Source organism: Oceanobacillus oncorhynchi, from assembly GCF_000821065.1.
Classification (GTDB): domain Bacteria; phylum Bacillota; class Bacilli; order Bacillales; family Amphibacillaceae; genus Oceanobacillus; species Oceanobacillus oncorhynchi.
The window spans coordinates 3,849,049-3,868,266 of the sequence record NZ_CDGG01000001.1; the positions used below are offsets into that span (position 1 = coordinate 3,849,049).

18 protein-coding genes, 2 tRNA genes and 1 pseudogene are annotated in these 19,218 nt (G+C 38.7%); 3 read left to right on the forward strand and 18 right to left on the reverse strand.

What is annotated here, in order from left to right; all coding sequences use genetic code 11:
- Nucleotides 1-69: 69 nt before the first annotated feature.
- The 14 genes from yihA to BN997_RS18480 form a co-directional block, all read right to left on the reverse strand.
- A complete protein-coding gene (gene yihA, locus BN997_RS18420; protein ID WP_042534417.1) occupies nt 70-666 on the reverse strand; it encodes a ribosome biogenesis GTP-binding protein YihA/YsxC in 597 nt (198 codons plus the stop codon).
- Nucleotides 656-2,992, reverse strand: a complete 2,337-nt coding sequence (gene lon, locus BN997_RS18425) for an endopeptidase La (protein WP_042534418.1) — start codon at nt 2,990-2,992, stop codon at nt 656-658. The genes yihA and lon overlap by 11 nt, the downstream gene beginning before the upstream one ends.
- 292 nt (nt 2,993-3,284) lie before the next feature.
- Nucleotides 3,285-4,562, reverse strand: a complete 1,278-nt coding sequence (gene clpX / locus BN997_RS18430; RefSeq protein WP_042534419.1) for an ATP-dependent protease ATP-binding subunit ClpX — start codon at nt 4,560-4,562, stop codon at nt 3,285-3,287.
- Nucleotides 4,562-4,720 carry a ClpX C4-type zinc finger protein gene (locus BN997_RS22760; RefSeq protein ID WP_139089140.1) on the reverse strand — a complete coding sequence of 53 codons (159 nt, stop codon included), beginning with the start codon at nt 4,718-4,720 and terminating at the stop codon, nt 4,562-4,564. Before BN997_RS22760 ends, clpX begins: the two co-directional genes overlap by 1 nt.
- Nucleotides 4,721-5,049: 329 nt before the next feature.
- Nucleotides 5,050-6,336, reverse strand: a complete 1,287-nt coding sequence (gene tig, locus BN997_RS18435; protein ID WP_042534420.1) for a trigger factor — start codon at nt 6,334-6,336, stop codon at nt 5,050-5,052.
- 122 nt (nt 6,337-6,458) lie between these two features.
- A complete protein-coding gene (locus tag BN997_RS18440; protein WP_042534421.1) occupies nt 6,459-7,433 on the reverse strand; it encodes a tetratricopeptide repeat protein in 975 nt (324 codons plus the stop codon).
- A gap of 400 nt (nt 7,434-7,833) precedes the next feature.
- Nucleotides 7,834-7,907: transfer RNA gene (locus tag BN997_RS18445), tRNA-Arg, on the reverse strand.
- A 4-nt stretch (nt 7,908-7,911) separates the two neighbouring features.
- Nucleotides 7,912-7,985: transfer RNA gene (locus BN997_RS18450), tRNA-Gly, on the reverse strand.
- A 280-nt stretch (nt 7,986-8,265) separates the two neighbouring features.
- Nucleotides 8,266-8,775, reverse strand: a complete 510-nt coding sequence (locus tag BN997_RS18455; RefSeq protein ID WP_042534422.1) for a metallophosphoesterase — start codon at nt 8,773-8,775, stop codon at nt 8,266-8,268.
- A gap of 21 nt (nt 8,776-8,796) precedes the next feature.
- Nucleotides 8,797-9,390 (reverse strand): XTP/dITP diphosphatase, encoded by a 594-nt coding sequence (locus BN997_RS18460; RefSeq protein WP_042534423.1) that lies wholly within the window; start codon nt 9,388-9,390, stop codon nt 8,797-8,799.
- A 19-nt stretch (nt 9,391-9,409) separates the two neighbouring features.
- Nucleotides 9,410-10,156, reverse strand: a complete 747-nt coding sequence (gene rph / locus BN997_RS18465) for a ribonuclease PH (protein WP_042534424.1) — start codon at nt 10,154-10,156, stop codon at nt 9,410-9,412.
- Nucleotides 10,157-10,325: 169 nt separating this feature from the next.
- Nucleotides 10,326-11,399 carry a GerMN domain-containing protein gene (locus tag BN997_RS18470; protein ID WP_042534425.1) on the reverse strand — a complete coding sequence of 358 codons (1,074 nt, stop codon included), beginning with the start codon at nt 11,397-11,399 and terminating at the stop codon, nt 10,326-10,328.
- A gap of 272 nt (nt 11,400-11,671) precedes the next feature.
- Nucleotides 11,672-12,487, reverse strand: a complete 816-nt coding sequence (racE, locus tag BN997_RS18475) for a glutamate racemase (RefSeq protein WP_042534426.1) — start codon at nt 12,485-12,487, stop codon at nt 11,672-11,674.
- A gap of 25 nt (nt 12,488-12,512) precedes the next feature.
- A complete protein-coding gene (locus BN997_RS18480) occupies nt 12,513-12,929 on the reverse strand; it encodes a MarR family winged helix-turn-helix transcriptional regulator (RefSeq protein ID WP_175297093.1) in 417 nt (138 codons plus the stop codon).
- Between the two features lie 308 nt (nt 12,930-13,237).
- On the opposite strand from BN997_RS18480, the gene BN997_RS18485 reads away from it, so the two are divergent.
- Entirely contained in the window at nt 13,238-13,462 is a 225-nt protein-coding gene (locus BN997_RS18485) for a helix-turn-helix domain-containing protein (protein ID WP_040981732.1), read from the forward strand.
- Between the two features lie 361 nt (nt 13,463-13,823).
- On the opposite strand, the gene BN997_RS23390 is transcribed toward BN997_RS18485, so the two are convergent.
- Complete coding sequence (locus BN997_RS23390; RefSeq protein WP_052485081.1) at nt 13,824-14,648, reverse strand: Ltp family lipoprotein; 825 nt, start codon at nt 14,646-14,648, stop codon at nt 13,824-13,826.
- Between the two features lie 434 nt (nt 14,649-15,082).
- Between BN997_RS23390 and BN997_RS18495 the strand changes: the two genes are divergently transcribed.
- Together BN997_RS18495 and BN997_RS18500 are read left to right on the forward strand one after the other, a co-directional pair.
- A complete protein-coding gene (locus tag BN997_RS18495; RefSeq protein ID WP_042534427.1) occupies nt 15,083-15,472 on the forward strand; it encodes a helix-turn-helix domain-containing protein in 390 nt (129 codons plus the stop codon).
- 24 nt (nt 15,473-15,496) lie between these two features.
- A pseudogene (locus BN997_RS18500) lies at nt 15,497-15,874 on the forward strand (PH domain-containing protein).
- Nucleotides 15,875-16,084: 210 nt separating this feature from the next.
- Here BN997_RS18500 and BN997_RS18505 read toward each other — a convergent pair.
- The 3 genes from BN997_RS18505 to sdhA all read right to left on the reverse strand — a co-directional run bounded on the left by BN997_RS18505 (nt 16,085) and on the right by sdhA (nt 19,186).
- A complete protein-coding gene (locus BN997_RS18505; RefSeq protein WP_042534428.1) occupies nt 16,085-16,525 on the reverse strand; it encodes an acyl-CoA thioesterase in 441 nt (146 codons plus the stop codon).
- Between the two features lie 132 nt (nt 16,526-16,657).
- Complete coding sequence (gene sdhB, locus BN997_RS18510; RefSeq protein ID WP_042534429.1) at nt 16,658-17,422, reverse strand: succinate dehydrogenase iron-sulfur subunit; 765 nt, start codon at nt 17,420-17,422, stop codon at nt 16,658-16,660.
- Between the two features lie 15 nt (nt 17,423-17,437).
- A complete protein-coding gene (sdhA, locus tag BN997_RS18515; RefSeq protein ID WP_042534430.1) occupies nt 17,438-19,186 on the reverse strand; it encodes a succinate dehydrogenase flavoprotein subunit in 1,749 nt (582 codons plus the stop codon).
- Nucleotides 19,187-19,218 lie beyond the last annotated feature (32 nt).

Sequence of the window (19,218 nt, forward strand, 5' to 3'; positions counted from 1 at the left end):
AAATTTTAATTTCTGGCTGTATCCTTATTTTATCTTCTCTTATAAGAAAACTTCACTCAGGCGGAAGTTTTACGGACGCTCCTCCGCGATAAAAGATTTTATCGCTCCCCAAACCGCATCCTTGCCTTCGCCGGTTTCTGCGGAAAAAGGAATAAAAATATCATCTGGATCTATTTCTAAAACCTTCTTAGATCGCTTAATATGCTTGTCCTTCTTTGTTTTTGGGATTTTATCCAGCTTTGTCCCGATTACGATGACCGGAAGCTCAAAAAACTTCAAATAATCATACATCTGAACATCATCAGTCGTCGGTTCATGGCGTAAATCAGTAATTAAAATAACAGCCCGGAGCGGTTCTCTGTTTTTAAAATACTCTTCCATCATGCCGCCCCATTTTGCCCGTTCTTTCTTAGATACCTGTGCATATCCATAACCCGGAACATCGACAAAATAAAGAGATTCATTTATCAGATAGAAATTTAACGTTTGTGTTTTTCCCGGCTTGGAAGAAGTCCTTGCCAAGTTTTTCCGGTTAATCAGCTTGTTGATTAAGGAAGATTTTCCGACATTTGAACGGCCAGCCAGCGCAAACTCAGGATATTGCTCCTGCGGATATTGCTTCTCACTGACAGCACTGATTACAATTTCTGCTTGATTAACTTTCATTTGGTTCATCCTCCTTTACCAACGCGATTTCTAATACTTCATCTAAATGCTTCACCGGGATAAACTGAAGCCCCTCACGGACACTTTCTGGAATGTCTTCTATATCTTTTTCATTATCTTCCGGAAGAATAATCGTCGTCAATCCGGCGCGATGTGCACTTAATGCTTTTTCTTTTAATCCGCCAATAGGCAAGACACGCCCGCGAAGTGTAATTTCACCGGTCATTCCTACTTCTCTTTTGATAGGACGCCCTGTCAAGGAAGATACGAGGGCTGTTGCAATGGTAATTCCGGCTGACGGACCATCTTTAGGTGTTGCACCGGCAGGAACATGGATATGAATATCGTATTTTTCATAAAAATCGGGTTCTATATTCAACTGTTCTGTACGAGAACGCACATAGCTAAACGCAGCTTGCGCCGATTCCTGCATAACGCCGCCAAGTTTACCAGTCAGCTTTAGGCTCCCTTTCCCCGGATAATGCGTTACCTCTATCGATAAAATATCTCCGCCAGCTGTTGTATATGCAAGCCCTGTTGCCGCTCCAACCTGATTTTCCTCTTCAATCAATCCATATCGGTATGCCGGCTTGCCCAGATATTCTTCTACAATGCGATCGGTTATAATAATCCTGTCCTTGCTTTCATCAGAGACAAGCTCTTTAGCCGCTTTCCGGCAAAGCGTCGCAATTTGTCTTTCTAAACCGCGGACGCCTGCCTCCCTCGTATATGTGCGGATTAATTTCATGATAGAAGACTCACGAATTTGTATTTTACTTTTAGTCAGTCCATTTTCTTTAATTTGTTTTGGTATAAGGTGACGTTTCGCGATATGCAGCTTTTCAACCTCTGTATACCCCGGGATAGAGATTAATTCCATCCGATCCAATAACGGCTCTGGAATACTGTTGATGTTATTTGCAGTAGCAATAAACAATACATTAGATAAATCATAGGTCTCTTCAATGTAATGATCACTAAAGTTATGATTTTGTTCTGGATCCAGTACCTCCAGCATAGCTGAAGAAGGATCGCCCCGAAAATCATTGGACATTTTCTCAATTTCATCTAATAAAAATACCGGATTAACCGTTTCAGCCCGCCGCATTCCTTGCATAATTCTTCCCGGCATGGCGCCGATATAAGTTCGGCGATGTCCGCGAATTTCCGCTTCATCCCGAATGCCGCCTAAAGAAATACGGACAAAATTCCGGTCGATTGCGTTGGCAATCGACTTCGCTAGAGAAGTCTTCCCGACTCCAGGCGGTCCGACCAGACATAAAATCGGCCCCTTTATCGTATTAGTAAGCTTTTGAACAGCTAAGTATTCTAAAATGCGTTCCTTCACCTTTTCTAATCCATAGTGATCTGCATTTAACACTTTTTCAGCTTTCTTCATTTGAATATTATCTTCTGTTTTGGTTTGCCATGGAAGCGCAACAAGCCACTCAATATAATTTCGGATGACAGAGCTTTCAGCAGATGACTGCGGGACCTTTTCGTAACGTCCTAATTCCTTCATCGCAACGGTGGTAATTCTTTCAGGCATATCAGACTGTTCAATTTTTGTTCTGAGCTGTTCCAATTCGCCAGTTCTGCCGTCACGGTCTCCCAATTCTTTTTGTATCACCTTTAATTGCTCTCTTAAATAATATTCTTTCTGAGTTTTTTCCATGGAAGTTTTAATCTTTTGACCGATTTTCTTTTCAATGGATAAAATCTTCCGCTCATCCGCAATAATATCCAGAAGCTTATGTATTCTTTCCGTGACATCAAAGCATTCTAATATCTCCTGCTTGTCATCCAGCTTTAAAGAAAGATGTGAGGTAATCATATCCGCTAAGCGGCCCGGATGATCAATATCGCCAACGGTTTCAAATGTTTCATCCGTTAATTTACGTGAAACCTTTATGTACTGTTGGAATTGTTCAAGCAGCGTACGCATTAAAGCTTCAGTTTCATAGCTGTCTCCAACAATCTCCTCTTTTTCTTCTGCCTCTACAATAAAGTTTTCTTCTTCTTCCAGATAACGAATAACCTCCGCCCGATAGAACCCTTCTACAAGTACTCGTTGTGTTCCATTCGGCAGCTTCGTAATCTGTTTAATTTTTGCAACGGTTCCAATATTGTAGATGTCAGCAGAACTCGGATCATCTGAATTCATTTTTTTCTGTGAAGCTAAAAATATGTATTGATCAGCTAACATAGCTTGTTCCAAAGAAGCAATAGACTTATCCCTTCCTACATCAAGGTGTAATACCATCGACGGAAACACAATCAACCCCCGCAGAGGCAGCAGCGGCATTTTTAAATAGTTTGCTGTCATACATTCACCCCCTATTTTCATTTTTTATGTATTTTCTCTGTAAGGCTCTTTCTAAGTGTAAAAAAAAATCAACAAAATGTAAACACCATCATACCTTCTTTTATTATAAACAAGTATTCAGGTATCTATGATTATTATAGTCATTTTATAAAACGAAACATTTATTCATCAGGAGTTTCGCCAATCGGGCATCGTGATAAAAGAAGATTTTACTGAAAGCACGTCCTATACCAGCAGAAAAGAGGAAGAATGCAGATTCTGACCAGAATCTGCATTCCTCAACCGTTTATGCTTATGCACTTTCCTTTGGTAACTTCTCATTTCCTTCTTGAACGGTACCGTCCTGGAAAACAAGTTTTGGACTTCCATCTTCCTGGATAACAGTGTCCTTTGTAATGATGCATTTTTCTACGTCTTCTCTAGAAGGAAGGTCGAACATAACATCTACAATGATTCCTTCTATGATAGAACGAAGTCCGCGTGCACCAGTCTTCCGTTCAATAGCTTTCTTAGCAATTTCGATAAGCGCATCCTGTTCAAATTCAAGCTCGACATTATCAATTTCAAACAGCTTTTGATACTGTTTAACAAGTGCATTCTTTGGTTTAGTCAAAATTTCAATCAGGGCATCTTCATCCAGCGGAGTAAGACTGCCAATTACCGGAATACGTCCAATAAATTCTGGGATTAAACCATAGCGTAATAAATCTTCCGGAAGAACTTTAGACAGCAATTGTGCTGTATCCAATTCTTCCTGCTCTTCATTTGCACCAAAACCAATTACTTTTTTACCTATACGACGCTTGATTACTTGATCAATACCGTCAAATGCACCGCCGACAATAAATAAAATATTGGTTGTATCGATTTGGATAAATTCTTGATGCGGATGCTTCCTTCCACCTTGAGGAGGTACGCTTGCTACTGTTCCTTCTAAGATTTTTAGAAGCGCCTGCTGTACGCCTTCTCCGGAAACATCTCTTGTAATCGATGGATTTTCAGATTTTCTTGCTACTTTGTCAATCTCATCAATATAAATGATTCCTTTTTCTGCTTTTTCTACATCATAATCAGCAGCTTGGATCAGTTTGAGAAGAATATTTTCTACATCCTCTCCTACATATCCTGCTTCTGTTAATGATGTTGCATCAGCCATTGCAAATGGTACATTAATAATTCTTGCTAATGTTTGAGCTAAGAGTGTTTTACCGCTTCCTGTAGGCCCAATCATGGCAATATTACTTTTAGAGATTTCTACATCCCCATTATGCATGCCGGAATTAACACGTTTGTAATGGTTATATACTGCTACAGAAAGATTTCTTTTGGCTTTATCTTGACCAATTACGTAATCATCAAGTGTATCACAGATTTCTTTTGGCTTTGGAATCTCATTCATTTCCATGCCTTCCTCGGTGCCAAGCTCTTCCTCAACGATTTCTGTGCATAATTCAATACATTCATCACATATATAAACACCGGGACCAGCTACCAGCTTTCGTACTTGTTCTTGGCCTTTGCCACAAAAAGAACATTTTAATTGTCCTTTTTCTTCATTAAATTTAAACATTACTTTTCGCCGCCTTCCTCAACAATCTCTGAGACTTTCCTAACACATTCGTTACATATATAAACGCCAGGGCCAGCTACTAATTTCTGAACTTCTTTTTCGTTCTTCCCACAAAAAGAGCAATTTGATTGTCCCATCCCGGCTTCTAAATTCAACATATTCATTCACTCCTACATGTGCCGTATCGGATTAGCAGTCAGCTTTATAATTCATCATATCAGATACAAATAGAAATACAAAACAATATACTTTTTATATTTTCTAAAGATAATCCTATGATAAGTGTGTCTATACAGTATGAATCAATTCTTTTAAATGTCAACTATTTGCAATTCCATCTGTATAGTATACTTTATATCCTGGAACAAATACCGCTTTTGACAAAATCTTCGTTTATTCGACACTGTCCTAATTAACAGGAAAGACAAGGCACGTCTCTCGGCGCACCTTGTCTTATTTATCCTCTTTTTTCACTTGTTTATAAAAATTATTTTGTTTTGCTGTTTTCAGCTAAGAATTCAATTGCAGCACGCATTTTTAAATCATTTTCTAATGTTTCTGTGGAACCGCCAAGCATTTGTAGAAGCTGTTCTTTCTCAACTCCGTACATAGAGCCCATTTTTTCAAGCTCTGCATCGATATCCTCTTCTGTAGCTTCAAGATTTTCAGCTTCAGCAATTGCTTCTAACGTCAAGTTAGTTTTTACACGCTTTTCAGCATCTTCACGCATTTGTTCTTTCAAAGCATTCTCATCTTGTCCTGAGAATTGGCTGTACATTTCTAATGTCATGCCTTGCATTTGAAGCTGTTGTTCAAATTCGCGAACCATCTGATTTACTTCTGTGTCTACCATTGCTTCTGGAATCTCTACCTCGATATTATCTGAAGCTTGTTGAAGTAATTCTTCACGCTGTTCATTTTCAGCTTGTTGTTTTTTGTTTGTTTCCAGTTCTTCACGTTTTTTTGCTTTCAATTCATCAAGTGTTTCTACTTCTTCATCAACATCTTTTGCAAATTCATCATCCAGTTCTGGTAATTCTTTTGCTTTTACTTCATGAATTTTCACTTTAAAGACTGCGTCCTGACCAGCTAAATCTTCCGCATGGTACTCTTCAGGGAAAGTGATTTCTACTTCTGTTTCATCACCAGCTTTTTTACCAATCAATTGTTCTTCAAAGCCAGGGATAAATTGTCCGGAACCAATTTCCAGTGAATGATTTTCACCTTGTCCGCCTTCAAAAGCAACGCCATCTTTGAATCCTTCAAAATCGATAACAGCAGTATCGCCGTCTTCGATTTCGCTATCTTCTTTTACAACTAATTCTGCTTGGCGTTCACGAAGATTTTCGATTTCCTGTTCTACATCTTCATCAGTTACTTCTACAGATTTTTCTTCCACTTCTAAACCTTTATATTCACCAAGTTTCACCTCTGGTTTCACTTCTACTTCCGCAGTGAAAACAAGCGGTTGTCCTTTTTCAATCTGATCAATGTCGATAGAAGGCTGTGCAATTGGGAAAATCTCAGCTTCATCAACTGCTTTAGAATAAGCACTAGGAAGTACAATATCTACTGCGTCCTGATATAGAGATTCTACGCCAAAGCGTTTTTCAAAAATACTGCGTGGAATTTTCCCTTTACGGAAACCAGGAATCTGAACATCCTTCGATACCTTTTTGAACGCTTGGTCTAACGCTTGATCAAAGTCTTCAACAGATACTTCAAACGTTAATACTCCTTTATTACCTTCTTGTTTTTCCCATTTTGTTGTCATTATTATTCCCTCCAAAATCAAATCTATCATTGCATTTCATTATTCATTTGATCAATCATTTTTCCTGATTTACAACCACCTCATTATAACACATATCTTTTGTGTTTCAAGCATTTTACTACCTACTCTTCAATGATACTTAAATAAAGCGAGTTACAAATTTTTATAGACTCTATCCATGATTGGGCAGTTTCATTCAATTCGTCCAGCTGCAAATCCAGCTGTAAATAGTCATTTCCAAGAATATAGACGGCTTCTGCAAAAGAAAACATATCACTCTCTTTCGGTGTAAATGGATAAGTCACGTAAAAGTATCGATATACAAGCTGCTCAATCAAATTTAATAGAGATGGATTGGCTTCTGCCCTTTTTTCTAATTCTTCCGTTATAGCTATATAGCTTTTCTCTTCAGATATCTGGATCAATTCCGTCGGCTGAGTAACCATCATTGCCTCAAATTTATGTATGTAGACAGATCTTTCTACGCCTGTTTCTTTGAACCATTCTAATAAAGCAGTTTTAATAACAGGATGCACTTGAGGATTTTCAAGCAGTCTGATATTTTCTTCCTCCGGATTTGCCTGTATCCGCCGAAGGTTATCAATGATATTCCATTGCTTCAGATAATCATCATCCCTTACAGCTTCCTTAAGTTCTTTCATAAAACTGACGGCATTATCTTCATCGATCCCAATCTTCATATTGCCGCTCATTTCATATAACTGCTGAAAAGGCTCTTGAAGCATGTCAGGAATCATATTATGCTCAAATTCTATTTCTAACAAATCCATCAAATGCTGATACTGGCTTGTTTGAAAAAGAATGGTTAAATAAATATGGAAGTAATGATAATAATGTGCGTCTTTTCTGGCCAGCAGTTCTTCACTGAGCTGCTCTGCATCCTTATACTTTCCTAATTCCATCAAACACATTAATTTACCAATGTATATTTCATGGCTTCCTTCATGATATGCAATCAGACTGTTTAATTTATCTAATGCCTCTTTGTACCTTTTTTCCTTTAATGCATGCAAACCTTCTTCTTCCAATTGTTTTTTCGTATTCGGAAATAATATCACTTTAGCACTATCTTTCATTTGTTCACCTCTATTCTGGGTTTCCAAAAATTTTCTTCAAATCTGTTATACCCTATCCTGCACTATTTAAACTATTTTTTTCAGATTATATCTGCAGCAGGTTTAACCTTCCTGTCTCATTATCATGTTACCCTTAAAAAAGCAGCGGGTCTATATTAATTTGCAAAAGATAGTTAAATTCATTTTAGGCACTTCATCAAAATCTATGCATTATAAATCATTCGTGATATAGATGTAAGCTGCTGCACCCGAAAAATAACGTCAGCTAGTTTCTTTCTTAACTGAATTTATTCATATCCCTGCAAGCCCAGTTTTTAATATAGAGCCAATTATCTTTTTCTAGAAACCAAAAAAGCTCAAAACCTTATTAATTGAGGTTTTGAGCTTTTTAAACTGTTTACGTCCCAGGCAGGATTCGAACCTGCGACCCACAGCTTAGAAGGCTGTTGCTCTATCCTGCTGAGCTACTGGGACATGATGGAGCGGGTGAAGGGAATCGAACCCTCGTCATCAGCTTGGAAGGCTGAGGTTTTACCATTAAACTACACCCGCAATTACCGTGTTTTATGTATGAAATGATGTGCACCGTTTTTAACGGACAAGTAATATTATATGTGGGATAGAAGTTTTTGTCAACAGATTTTTAATTTTTATTTCTCGGCTTCATAAAAATGACGAAAACCCTCGGTACACAAGGGAAAAACAGCTTGAAAATTCTCTAGTGAAAGCAATAAAAGCAGTTCACATTCTCTTTTCAGAAAAATATGAACTGCTTTTATCTTATTTATCACGGAGAGTCGTCCATAACATTATCAATGTATGAAGTTTCGTTTTACAAAGAAGTACGATAGCTCATATCTTCTATTTTTCCATCTTTTAAAGTGTAGAAGTCTACCTGCACTTCATCTGTATTTTCCCAGCTTAAAACAGCGTATGTTTTTTCCACACGATTTCTAGGCATACGAATACTCCCTGGATTGATAAATAATTGATTCCCCATTTTTTGAGCACCGGCAATATGGGTATGACCAAAGCATACGACATTTGCAGCATACTCTTCTGCTGCATAGGATAGGTTGGTCAAGCTTCCTTTCACTTGGTGAAGATGACCATGCGTTACAAAGAAACGAAGACCATTTAAATCTAACATTTCTTGTTCTGGATAAAGCGAATCAAAATCACAATTTCCTCCAACTTTATAAAAAGCGCTCAACTCTGCCGCATCAAAATCCAGCTCCGAATCACCGCAATGGATGTATAAATCTGCAGCATGCTTTTCCGTCATTTCTTCCAGTTCTTTCGTCAACCCGTGACTGTCACTTGTAATCAGTACGCTTGTCATTATACTCCTCCTCTTTATTCCTTAGAGCAAATGTATATTTTGTTCCAATTGATTCATCGCTATTTTCCGATGGCTGATTTGATTTTTTTCAGCCGGATCCAGCTCTGCCATTGTTTTTTCATAACCCTCCGGTACAAAAATAGGATCGTAGCCGAAACCATTTTCTCCACTCTGTTCCGTTTGAATATGACCTTCACAATACCCAGTTACAAACAACGGCTCCTGACCAGGCTGAGCAATTGCTAAGACACAGACAAAGCGGGCTCCGCGTTCGCCTTCAGGAATTTCCTTCATTTCCTCCAGAACCTTATCAATATTCGCTTGATCATCTGTCGGTTCGCCGGCATAACGGGCGGAATACACTCCGGGTCTTCCTTCTAAACTGTCAATAACCAGCCCTGAATCATCAGCCAGCACTGTCTTTTGGAAACGATTAGAAATTTGCTCCGCTTTGATAGCTGCATTTTCTACAAAGCTCTCCCCTGTCTCCTCAATATCTGGAATGTCCTCGTCTAAATCAAGCAGGGAAACTACCTCAATATGATGAGGAGCAAAGAAATCTCTAAATTCTTTTACTTTTCCTTTATTTTTTGTTGCAATAATAATCTTCTTCATGGTATCTCCCCCAATGAAATCAGTCTTGGTTAACCAAATCTGCAATAGAGCCAAGCGTTTCTTTCTGCTGGCTGATCAATTCCTGAATACCTTGCTCACCTAAACCGAGCATCGCTTGTAATTGCTTTGGACTAAATGTAGCTTCTTCTCCAGTTCCCTGCAGTTCTACAAATTCCCCTTTACCAGTCATCACAATATTCATATCGACATCCGCTGTACTGTCTTCCTGATAATTCAGATCAAGTACCTCACATCCCTCAGGCAATACACCAACTGAAATTGCCGCTAAGAAATCAGTTAAAGGAAGCTCCTTCAGCACTTTCTTTTCAACAAGCTGATGAAGTGCAATTGCCATAGCGACATAAGCACCTGTAATGGAAGCTGTTCTAGTTCCGCCATCCGCTTGAATAACATCACAATCAATCCAGATGGTCCGTTCCCCGATTTTGGAAAGGTCAACAACTGAACGTAGTGCTCGTCCAATCAAACGTTGAATCTCCATCGTTCTGCCGCTCACTTTTCCTTTAGAAGATTCACGAATATTACGCTGCTCTGTTGCACGCGGCAGCATTGCATATTCCGCTGTAATCCATCCTTTTCCCTGGCCTCTCATAAATGGCGGCACTCTATCTTCAATACTCGCATTACAAATAACCTTTGTCTGGCCCATTTCAATTAATACAGACCCCTCCGGATGTGTAATATAGCCCGGTGTTATTTTTATCGGCCGCAATTCATTTGGTTTTCGATTATCCTGTCTTTCCATCTATTTTCCTCCTTATTTCACATTACATAGCTTATCATATTTTCGAAAAAAGAAACATGAGAATGCTGTTAAAAGAAGTATGTATCTTCAAATTATCCGTTCAAAGAAAAAAGCACCTCAAGAACAGGTAAACTGCTCTCCAGATGCTTCATCGCACATTGCAATCCTTTTATAATTCTTCACTTGGTGTATATATATCTGCTGACACCGGTGCAGAATAAGGCTCTCCATTTTCATTAAATACTTCATCCACATTTTCAACCTGAACATTTACCGCATCGATGTTTGGCCGCTGCGTTAACGTTCTGACCATAGTCTCCATCACTTCATCTGAGATAATATTTTGCTCGGAATCCATCAGGATACCTTCATTAAATGTCAGATGGACAACTCCTTCCTCTATAACCGGATCTGCTGTCAAGGCTGCTTCCGGGCTAAAAACATTCACAACATGATTTTGATAGCCTGGACCGTCTACCAGTTCATTCACAACGCCTGTTAAATCATTTTCATCATCCATCTCGACATATTGTGTAACAGGAACATAATAACGGTTATTTTCCTGTTCTACCGGATAAAACATGGTAACTGGACTACTGTTAAAATAGTCTAATGTATCATTATTGGTCAAATTGATTCCCTTTGCCCGTGTATAACCATTATTGATCGGTGTACCATTTACTGGCATTTCCTTTAAATCGACTCCATCCACCCGAAGCTTGACCTTATTAACATTCTCAAATTGTGTCAGCGTGTGTGTAACAGCTTCTAAAATAGGAAGCTCAGATGCTGCTTCATAATCGGAAAATTCTCCGGATAAATCTACGACAATTGTACCGTCTTCTTGAAGATCAATGCCAAGGACCTCTGTATCCTCCGGAAGCACAGCTTGGAAGCCGTTTGGCAGCATTGGAGTGATTGGACCGCCTTTAACCATATATTCAATAACTTGCTGCGCCACTTGATTTGTTTCAGGAATTGGAAGCTCAATCATTTGTGAGGCAACCATCCCGTTTGAATCAATTAAATACAACTCTCTAGAAACCGTATCTTCTGCTTCCTCAGGAGGAGCTGCAGCATCTTCCTCGTTTGCTGCTTCATCATCTGCTGTTTCTTCCCCATTTACTGCTTCTGCATTTTGCGGAGGATCCACCTCTTTTGATGACTGTTCTCCTTTAAAACATCCTGCCAACAAGACTAATATTCCAAAAGCCACGATTAATCGGATTATCATTTTACTCATGCAACTACCTCCCAAGATGGTTTGTACTATTAATCATACGAGCCCACCCCGAGAAATAGACCATGATTTAGATAGTTTATAAAGGAAGTTTCATTTTATATCTGAAAAAAGACCACATAAACTGAAACTTTAATCAGTGGAGGTTTCGACGCATGGCTCTTTACGATGGAGCGAATAATCGCAGCAATGTTGTCAGGTTAATATGCAGCTGTGAGAAAAAACTCCTATGCAAAGATTCACTCTCATCTGCATAGGAGTTAAAGCTACTGAGATTAAACATGACGCAAATCTGCATGTTTAATTGTCAGCACACCAAAATTACTATCTTTAAAAATCTTCTGTGTGATTTCGATAAAAATATTCAAATCTCCTGTCGCATAAAATTCATGGGGCGGCATCGGGTCATCGCCATTCGCAATTTGATGAATATCTAATGTTGTACTCGTCTCTCTTGCCGTTTCTTCACTGGAAGAAATAACAGTAATTTTCTCTCCTGCCACCGCTTGAATAGTATCCTTTAATAGTGGATAATGCGTACAGCCTAAAATCAATGTATCCATTTGATCATGCTCTAAAATAGGCACCAGGGTTGTTTCCACTACTTGTTTTGCTTCCGGCCCGTCCAGGATCCCTTTTTCCACCATCGGAACAAAAGCAGGGCAAGCTAAAGAAATAACCTCAATATCAGACTTGATTTGACGTAGTGCATAACTATATGCACCGCTCTGCACCGTTCCTTCTGTTCCAATTACACCGATATAATTATTCTCCGTAGATTTGATTGCAGCCCTCGCGCCAGGCTTGATAACGCCAATAACCGGAATATCCAATTTTTCTTGTAACTCTTCTATTGTAAATGCGGTTGCCGTATTACAAGCAATCACAAGCATTTTTATATTTTTTTTAAGTAAAAAACGGACCATTTCCCATGTGAATTGTTTTACCTCTTCTTTCGTTCTCGGTCCGTATGGGCATCTTTCTGTATCTCCTAAGTAAATAAGCGGCTCTTTAGGCAGCTGTCTCATTAGTTCATGAACAACCGTTAACCCGCCCACTCCTGAATCTATTACACCAATTGGCTGTTCCAAAGCGCTCTCTCCCTTTTTGCTATTGCTACTTCTCATTAACTTGCTTCATTTCATCATGCAAAAAGCCTAACAAATCATTCAACGTTTCTTTCTGCTCATCTGAAAATGAAGATAAAACATCCTGCAAATATTCCTGACGTTTTTGGATTACTTCTTCAATAATATGCTTCCCTTTTTCCAGAAGATGGATGCGCACCACGCGCCGGTCATTTGTATCACGGACACGCTCTACTAATTCATTTTTCTCTAAACGGTCAACTAAGTCTGTCGTCGTACTAAATGCATGGCTAATACGGTTCGACAATTCGCCAACGGTCAAATCTCCTTCTTCCAGCAGCCACTGCAAGGCAATAAACTGCGGCGAAGTAATCGGATAATGATGTAATATTTTCCTGCCATTTTGTTTAATCATGCCAGAAATATACCTTAATTGTTTTTCCATTTTATTCACTGCTTCTACATCTTTATTCTTTTCCAATTCTTTATTTTTTTCCACATTGATACCCCCTAAAAGTAAGAATTGCTCCTGGTATTTTAACACTAATTAAATAGCAATGGTTATGAAGTCATTTTCTTGCTGCTTGTATTACATAGTAAACTAAAAATCGCTTCTTGAAAACTTTTTTAAAGCCGTCCAAGGCAAATACCTTTAAAAATGTACGCACTCTTTTGTTTCAGCCTTCATAAGCTATATCGACTAAATAATTTCCCTTCATGATGCAGTTCTATAAAGCAAGGAGGGGGTAACATTTGAAGGATAATGGGTATAAACCGAAGCAGCTGCTGACCAAACGCGAGAAAGAAGTGTTTGAACTATTGGTACAAGATAAAACAACAAAAGAGATTGCCCAAGAGCTATTCATCTCAGAAAAAACTGTGAGGAACCACATTTCAAACGCGATGCAAAAACTGGGGGTAAAAGGCCGTTCACAGGCTGTTGTTGAATTGCTTCGCATGGGCGAATTAAAACTGTAAACACACAAAAAAGAAAAAATGATACACCAGCATGTCGTTCGAGATCAAAATACATTTATTTTCTTTTTTATTCTATTTTTGTTTTGAACTCAAATCAATACATGCATTCAGTGGTGAGATGCTACGGCAGGACTCACCATACAATCGTATACTTTATCGTCATTCCTTACAGGTATAAACTAAGGCTATATGAAGGTGCTTTTTAGTCTGAGCTTTGAAAAAAGAGCTCAGACTTTTTATTTTTAAAAGTAATGAAAGGTTTAACAATCAAATGCTCGCCGCATAATAAATCTGCCCCTTCAGATTTTATATAAGAAAAAGCCACCCTATTTTCAGGGTGACTTTTATACTATTTATCTTTTTAAAAGCCTACTTGCTCTGCAGCATACGTAGCATGCTCATTGCTGAACCCTTCAAACACGAGCTGATCAATCAAGCCGCTTTTGGAAAAACTGGAATAAGACAAATAATCTTCTGCTGTTAATACTGCTTGCTCCTGCCAATTTACATCTAATTGACTGACTGCATTCACCGCATGTTCATTGCTGAATCCTTCAAATTCCAGCTGTTCTACCAAGCCGCTTTCTGAAAAGCTAGTAAATGCTATATAATCCTCTGCCGATAAAACTGCTTGTTCTTGCCAATCTGCATCCAATTGATTGACTGCATAAACAGCTTCTTCATTTGTAAATCCTTCAAATTCCAGTTGTTCTATCAAACCGCTTTCTGAAAAAGCTGTAAAATTTAAATAATCGCCAGCTGCGCTCACTGCATTTTGTTGAGAGAAGCTTTCTCCAGATGCTTCCTCTTCAACAAGTTCTTCTTCAACTTCTTCCGGTTCTATCACTTCAGCCAGATCCTCTTCTGCCTCTTCGGATTCCTCCACTTCAGCCGGATTCTCCTCTGCTTCTTCAGGCTCCTCCGCTTCAACCGTTTCTTCCTCTATTTCTTCCGTTTCTTCAAGCTCCTCCGCTTCAGCAAGTTCTTCTGCTTCTTCAGACTCTTCCTCCTCGGCAGCTTCTTCCTCTGCTTCTTTAGTCTCCTCCTCATTATTCATTTCATCTTGATCCGGTTCTTCTGCTGCCTCTCCTTCATCCCCGCAACCGCTTAAAATTGCTGCGGCTGCGATTATCGCGATTAGAAAAAACTGCCATTTTTTCAAAACACGCTTTCTTTCTTTTGACATATTGATCACCCCTGTATATGTAATAAGTAAATTTTACCATATATAATCAAATAGTAATAGATAGTATTTATCTTTTTTATAACTAAAAAATTTTCTTAAATTAATTAAATTACATTACATATGAATAGGAATATCCTTTCCTTATTCTGCATTTCTTTTTCATTTTTCTTTAGCTCCAGAGAATATCTCACCTATTTATTAAACCATTTCTTTTCTATTCCTATCCAACATCTAAATTTGCTGCTACAGGCTTTCAAGAAATGTATTTTGACTTTTTTAGTTTTTCACGTCTCCCTTATTAAGGTTACAATTGATTACAGTTTCATATTGTTACTTTTTTATAGATTTTTATATGAATAGTCGCTATTTGTTACATTCCATTTCAAGTAACACATTGTTACTGTAAAATATAGTTATAGGGAGGATAAAAATAAATGCTTAATCAAAGATTAGCAGCATTAAGGAATGAAAAGAAAAATACCCAACAAGAAATATCAATTATTATTGGTGTCACTCGCCCTGCATATACTGCTTATGAAAAAGGAACAAGAACACCAGATTATAATTTAGTAGTTAAATTAGCTGACTATTTCGAAGTAAGTGTGGACTACCTGCTAGGCAGGACAGATAATAGAAATTTAGAAAATGAATTCAATCCAATCTCGGAAATCAGTCGTTTGATTAAAGAATATAGGGTGGAGTGTTCGAGATTCCACGAAATTGATCGATGGGAGGCAATGGGCTCGGATGAAATGAAAGAATTAGAGAAATATTTTACATACATTACAGATATGGCTATGAAGAAACAAAAGTATAATAAATAAACTATAAAACTGGGGGACGAAATGATGGGAATTTTAGATGGTTTAATGGGAAATGCTTCAAACGTAGATGAAAAGGAAATCATGAAAGAATACGAGCAATTATTTATTGAAGGGGAAGAAGTAAGCGCAGCTTTTAAAGTTATTCGTGATTTATTTATTTTCACCAATAAACGTCTGATTTTGGTTGACAAACAAGGTTTAACCGGCAAGAAAACAGAATATCATTCCATACTGTATAAAAGCATCTCCCATTTCAGCGTGGAGACTGCCGGACATTTTGATATGGATGCGGAACTTAAAATATAGATTTCAGGCGGAGTCAATCCGCTTGTTTCTAAAACATTTAAGAAAGACACTAATATTTATGATATTCAAAAAGTTCTTGCTTCAGTAGTAGTTTAAATTCATTTAGAAAAAATTAGCTACTAACTAGAAGAAAGGAATTAAAAACTAAGAAAGCTCTTTGAAAGCAGCGAAAACAGAAGAGCTAAATAATGCGCAAGCTGGATGGACGATAAAAAACTATCATCCATCCAGCTTTTTCTATTTAGACGTTCAGCCTGGCTATTCATTCTCTTCGTGTCCATCTAGTTTGAACGCGATTAATATAGATCATGTCTCCAGCAGCTTCTGCTTTAATGCATCAGACAGCTTTTTTGGGGCTTTCTTTTCTGTATCAATATAAACTAGCCTTCCTCGAGCTGTCAGGATGGCCTCCTCTTCTCTCATCACCTTATAGTGAATATCAAAAGAAGTATTGCCGACAGATGCTGTTTTTACATAAACACGAATATCATCGCCAAAATAGAGCTCCTTCAGATAATTACATTGCAAATCAGCAACAATAATTCCGTCTTTTTGACGCATATCCTTTGATAAAAAACCGATACTGTTTAAATAGGCAATACGCGCTTCTTCAAAATAAATAAATGGGGAAACATTATTCACATGACCATACATATCTGTTTCAGAAAATCGGACAGATATAGGGATATAGAAAGAAAAATCTTTCTCCCATGCCGAAAAATCTTCAATATAAGGAATACGGGGCATACAACTTTTTCCTCTCTCTTGTACAATTTTATATCAATCTCTATCTTTTAATTAAAACGTTTTCATTTTCAGTTGAAGAAAAACCCTGACCGGATTAGTGGTTAGGGTTTTTCGCTTGTTATCCATCACCTATTAAAGTGCTGTGTCGCTTCCAAAGAAGTTTTTAAATGCTTGGATATTGGTCGCGCGGTTCATTGCTGCGATAGAAGTTGTCAGAGGAATTCCTTTTGGACAAACTTGTACACAGTTTTGAGAATTTCCGCAGCCGTCAATTCCGCCGTCTTCCATTAAACCGTTTAAACGGTCACTGGCATTCATTTCACCAGTTGGATGCGCGTTAAATAAACGTGCTTGGGAAATAGCAGCAGGACCAATGAAATTGGAACTGTCATTTACGTTCGGACAAGCTTCCAGACAAACACCGCATGTCATACATTTAGACAGCTCATATGCCCATTGGCGTTTATTCTCCGGCATGCGCGGTCCAGGACCTAAATCATGCGTACCGTCGATTGGAATCCATGCTTTTACTTGTTTTAAAGCTTCAAACATGCGATCACGGTCGACGATAAGGTCACGGACAACATCGAATGTGGCCATCGGCTCTAAACGGATAGGCTGCTCCAGCTGATCAACCAATGCCGCACAGGACTGCCTTGCTGTTCCATTAATAACCATTGAACAAGCGCCGCAAACCTCCTCTAAGCAGTTCATGTCCCACATGACTGGTGTGGTTTGCTCTCCTTTGCTGTTTACAGGATTTTTTCGGATTTCCATTAAAGCAGAAATAACATTCATATTCTGTCTATAAGGTATCTCAAACGTTTCCTCATAAGGAGCAGCGTCCGGACCGTCTTGTCTAGTTATAATAAAGGTAACTTTACTTTGTTCAGCCATTTCGTTTACTCCTTTCTAATGTTTTGTTGTATAATCTCGTTTCCGAGGGGGAATCAAGGAAATATCTACATCTTCATAACTAAATACAGGCTCATTCTTTTCCGCATTGTATTCAGCAACAGTTGTTTTTAACCATTCCTCATCATTTCGTTCCGGAAACTCCGGTTTATAATGTGCTCCGCGGCTTTCGTTCCGGTTATATGCACCAATGGTAATCACTCGTGCTAATTGAAGCATATGCTTTAATTGACGGGTGAACATAACTCCTTGGTTGCTCCAGCGGGTCGTATCATTAATATTGATATTTTCCCAGCGCTCCATCAATTCGACGATTTTCTCATCCGTTTTTAACAGCTTTTCATTTTCACGTACCACTGTTACGTTATCTGTCATCCAGTCTCCAAGCTCTTTATGGATTTGATATGCATTTTCTGTTCCCTGCATATTCATCAGCTTTTCAAAATCGCTTTGTTCTGCTTCTTCACGAGATTGATAGAGTTCATCCGGAAGCTCTTCCACATGCTCCTCCAGCCCATCAATATATTCAATAGCATTTGGACCTGCCACCATACCGCCATAGATTGCGGATAACAGGGAATTCGCACCCAGGCGATTTCCGCCATGCTGTGAATAATCACATTCACCTGCAGCAAAAATTCCAGGAATGCTTGTCATTTGCTTCTCATCAACCCATAATCCACCCATGGAATAGTGAACTGCAGGGAAGATTTTCATCGGCACTTTACGAGGATCTTCACCGACAAATTTCTCATAAATCTCAATAATTCCGCCGAGTTTTACATCAAGCTCTTTTGGATCTTTATGCGATAAATCAAGGTAAACCATGTTTTCCCCATTGATACCAAGTTTTTGGTTTACGCAAACATCAAAAATTTCACGTGTTGCGATATCACGAGGAACAAGGTTACCATATGCCGGATATTTTTCTTCAAGGAAGTACCAAGGTTCTCCATCTTTATACGTCCAAACTCGTCCGCCTTCCCCACGAGCTGATTCACTCATTAATCTTAGTTTATCATCTCCCGGAATAGCAGTCGGATGGATTTGGATAAATTCTCCATTTGCATATTTTGCACCTTGCAAATAAAGCTTACTTGCTGCAGAGCCTGTATTGATCATGGAATTTGTTGATTTCCCGAAAATGATACCAGGTCCTCCAGTTGCAAAGATGGTTGCATCTGAACGAAATGCTCTAATTTCATGTGTTTTCACATCTTGAGCCACAATTCCTTTTCCTACACCGTTTTCATCAATAACCGCTTCAAGGAATTCCCAGCCTTCAAATTTAGTGACCAGTCCTTCCACCTCATAACGGCGAACCTGCTCATCTAATGCATATAATAATTGTTGTCCTGTCGTTGCCCCTGCATATGCTGTACGGTGCATCTGCGTACCGCCAAAACGTCGGAAATCTAATAGCCCTTCCGGCGTACGGTTAAACATGACTCCCATACGGTCAAACATATGTATAATACCTGGTGCAGCATCACACATTGCTTTTACCTGCGGCTGATTGGCGAGAAAGTCTCCGCCGTAAACTGTATCATCAAAATGCAAATCTGGAGAATCCCCTTCTCCCTTTGTATTAACAGCTCCATTGATACCGCCCTGTGCACATACAGAGTGAGAACGTTTTACAGGTACGATAGAAAATAAATCTACATTTACTCCTGCTTCAGCGGCTTTGATCGTAGCCATCAAACCGGCCAGACCGCCGCCGACTACAGCAACTTTTTTACTCATTCGTTAGCTCACTCCTTCTTTCATTCCATTAC

Bases quoted from the DNA above. Each gene is read 5' to 3' on its own strand.
- BN997_RS18460 (WP_042534423.1), bottom strand. From the start codon at position 9,390: ATGAAGAAGATTATTATTGCAACAAAAAATAAAGGAAAAGTAAAAGAA.
- lon (WP_042534418.1), bottom strand. From the start codon at position 2,992: ATGACAGCAAACTATTTAAAAATGCCGCTGCTGCCTCTGCGGGGGTTG.
- BN997_RS18455 (WP_042534422.1), bottom strand. From the start codon at position 8,775: ATGACAAGCGTACTGATTACAAGTGACAGTCACGGGTTGACGAAAGAA.
- BN997_RS18470 (WP_042534425.1), bottom strand. From the start codon at position 11,399: ATGAGTAAAATGATAATCCGATTAATCGTGGCTTTTGGAATATTAGTC.
- BN997_RS18440 (WP_042534421.1), bottom strand. From the start codon at position 7,433: ATGAAAGATAGTGCTAAAGTGATATTATTTCCGAATACGAAAAAACAA.
- sdhA (WP_042534430.1), bottom strand. From the start codon at position 19,186: ATGAGTAAAAAAGTTGCTGTAGTCGGCGGCGGTCTGGCCGGTTTGATG.
- clpX (WP_042534419.1), bottom strand. From the start codon at position 4,562: ATGTTTAAATTTAATGAAGAAAAAGGACAATTAAAATGTTCTTTTTGT.
- yihA (WP_042534417.1), bottom strand. From the start codon at position 666: ATGAAAGTTAATCAAGCAGAAATTGTAATCAGTGCTGTCAGTGAGAAG.
- BN997_RS18495 (WP_042534427.1), top strand. From the start codon at position 15,083: ATGCTTAATCAAAGATTAGCAGCATTAAGGAATGAAAAGAAAAATACC.
- rph (WP_042534424.1), bottom strand. From the start codon at position 10,156: ATGGAAAGACAGGATAATCGAAAACCAAATGAATTGCGGCCGATAAAA.
- tig (WP_042534420.1), bottom strand. From the start codon at position 6,336: ATGACAACAAAATGGGAAAAACAAGAAGGTAATAAAGGAGTATTAACG.
- BN997_RS18505 (WP_042534428.1), bottom strand. From the start codon at position 16,525: ATGCCCCGTATTCCTTATATTGAAGATTTTTCGGCATGGGAGAAAGAT.
- BN997_RS18480 (WP_175297093.1), bottom strand. From the start codon at position 12,929: ATGGAAAAACAATTAAGGTATATTTCTGGCATGATTAAACAAAATGGC.
- BN997_RS22760 (WP_139089140.1), bottom strand. From the start codon at position 4,720: ATGTTGAATTTAGAAGCCGGGATGGGACAATCAAATTGCTCTTTTTGT.
- sdhB (WP_042534429.1), bottom strand. From the start codon at position 17,422: ATGGCTGAACAAAGTAAAGTTACCTTTATTATAACTAGACAAGACGGT.
- BN997_RS23390 (WP_052485081.1), bottom strand. From the start codon at position 14,648: ATGTCAAAAGAAAGAAAGCGTGTTTTGAAAAAATGGCAGTTTTTTCTA.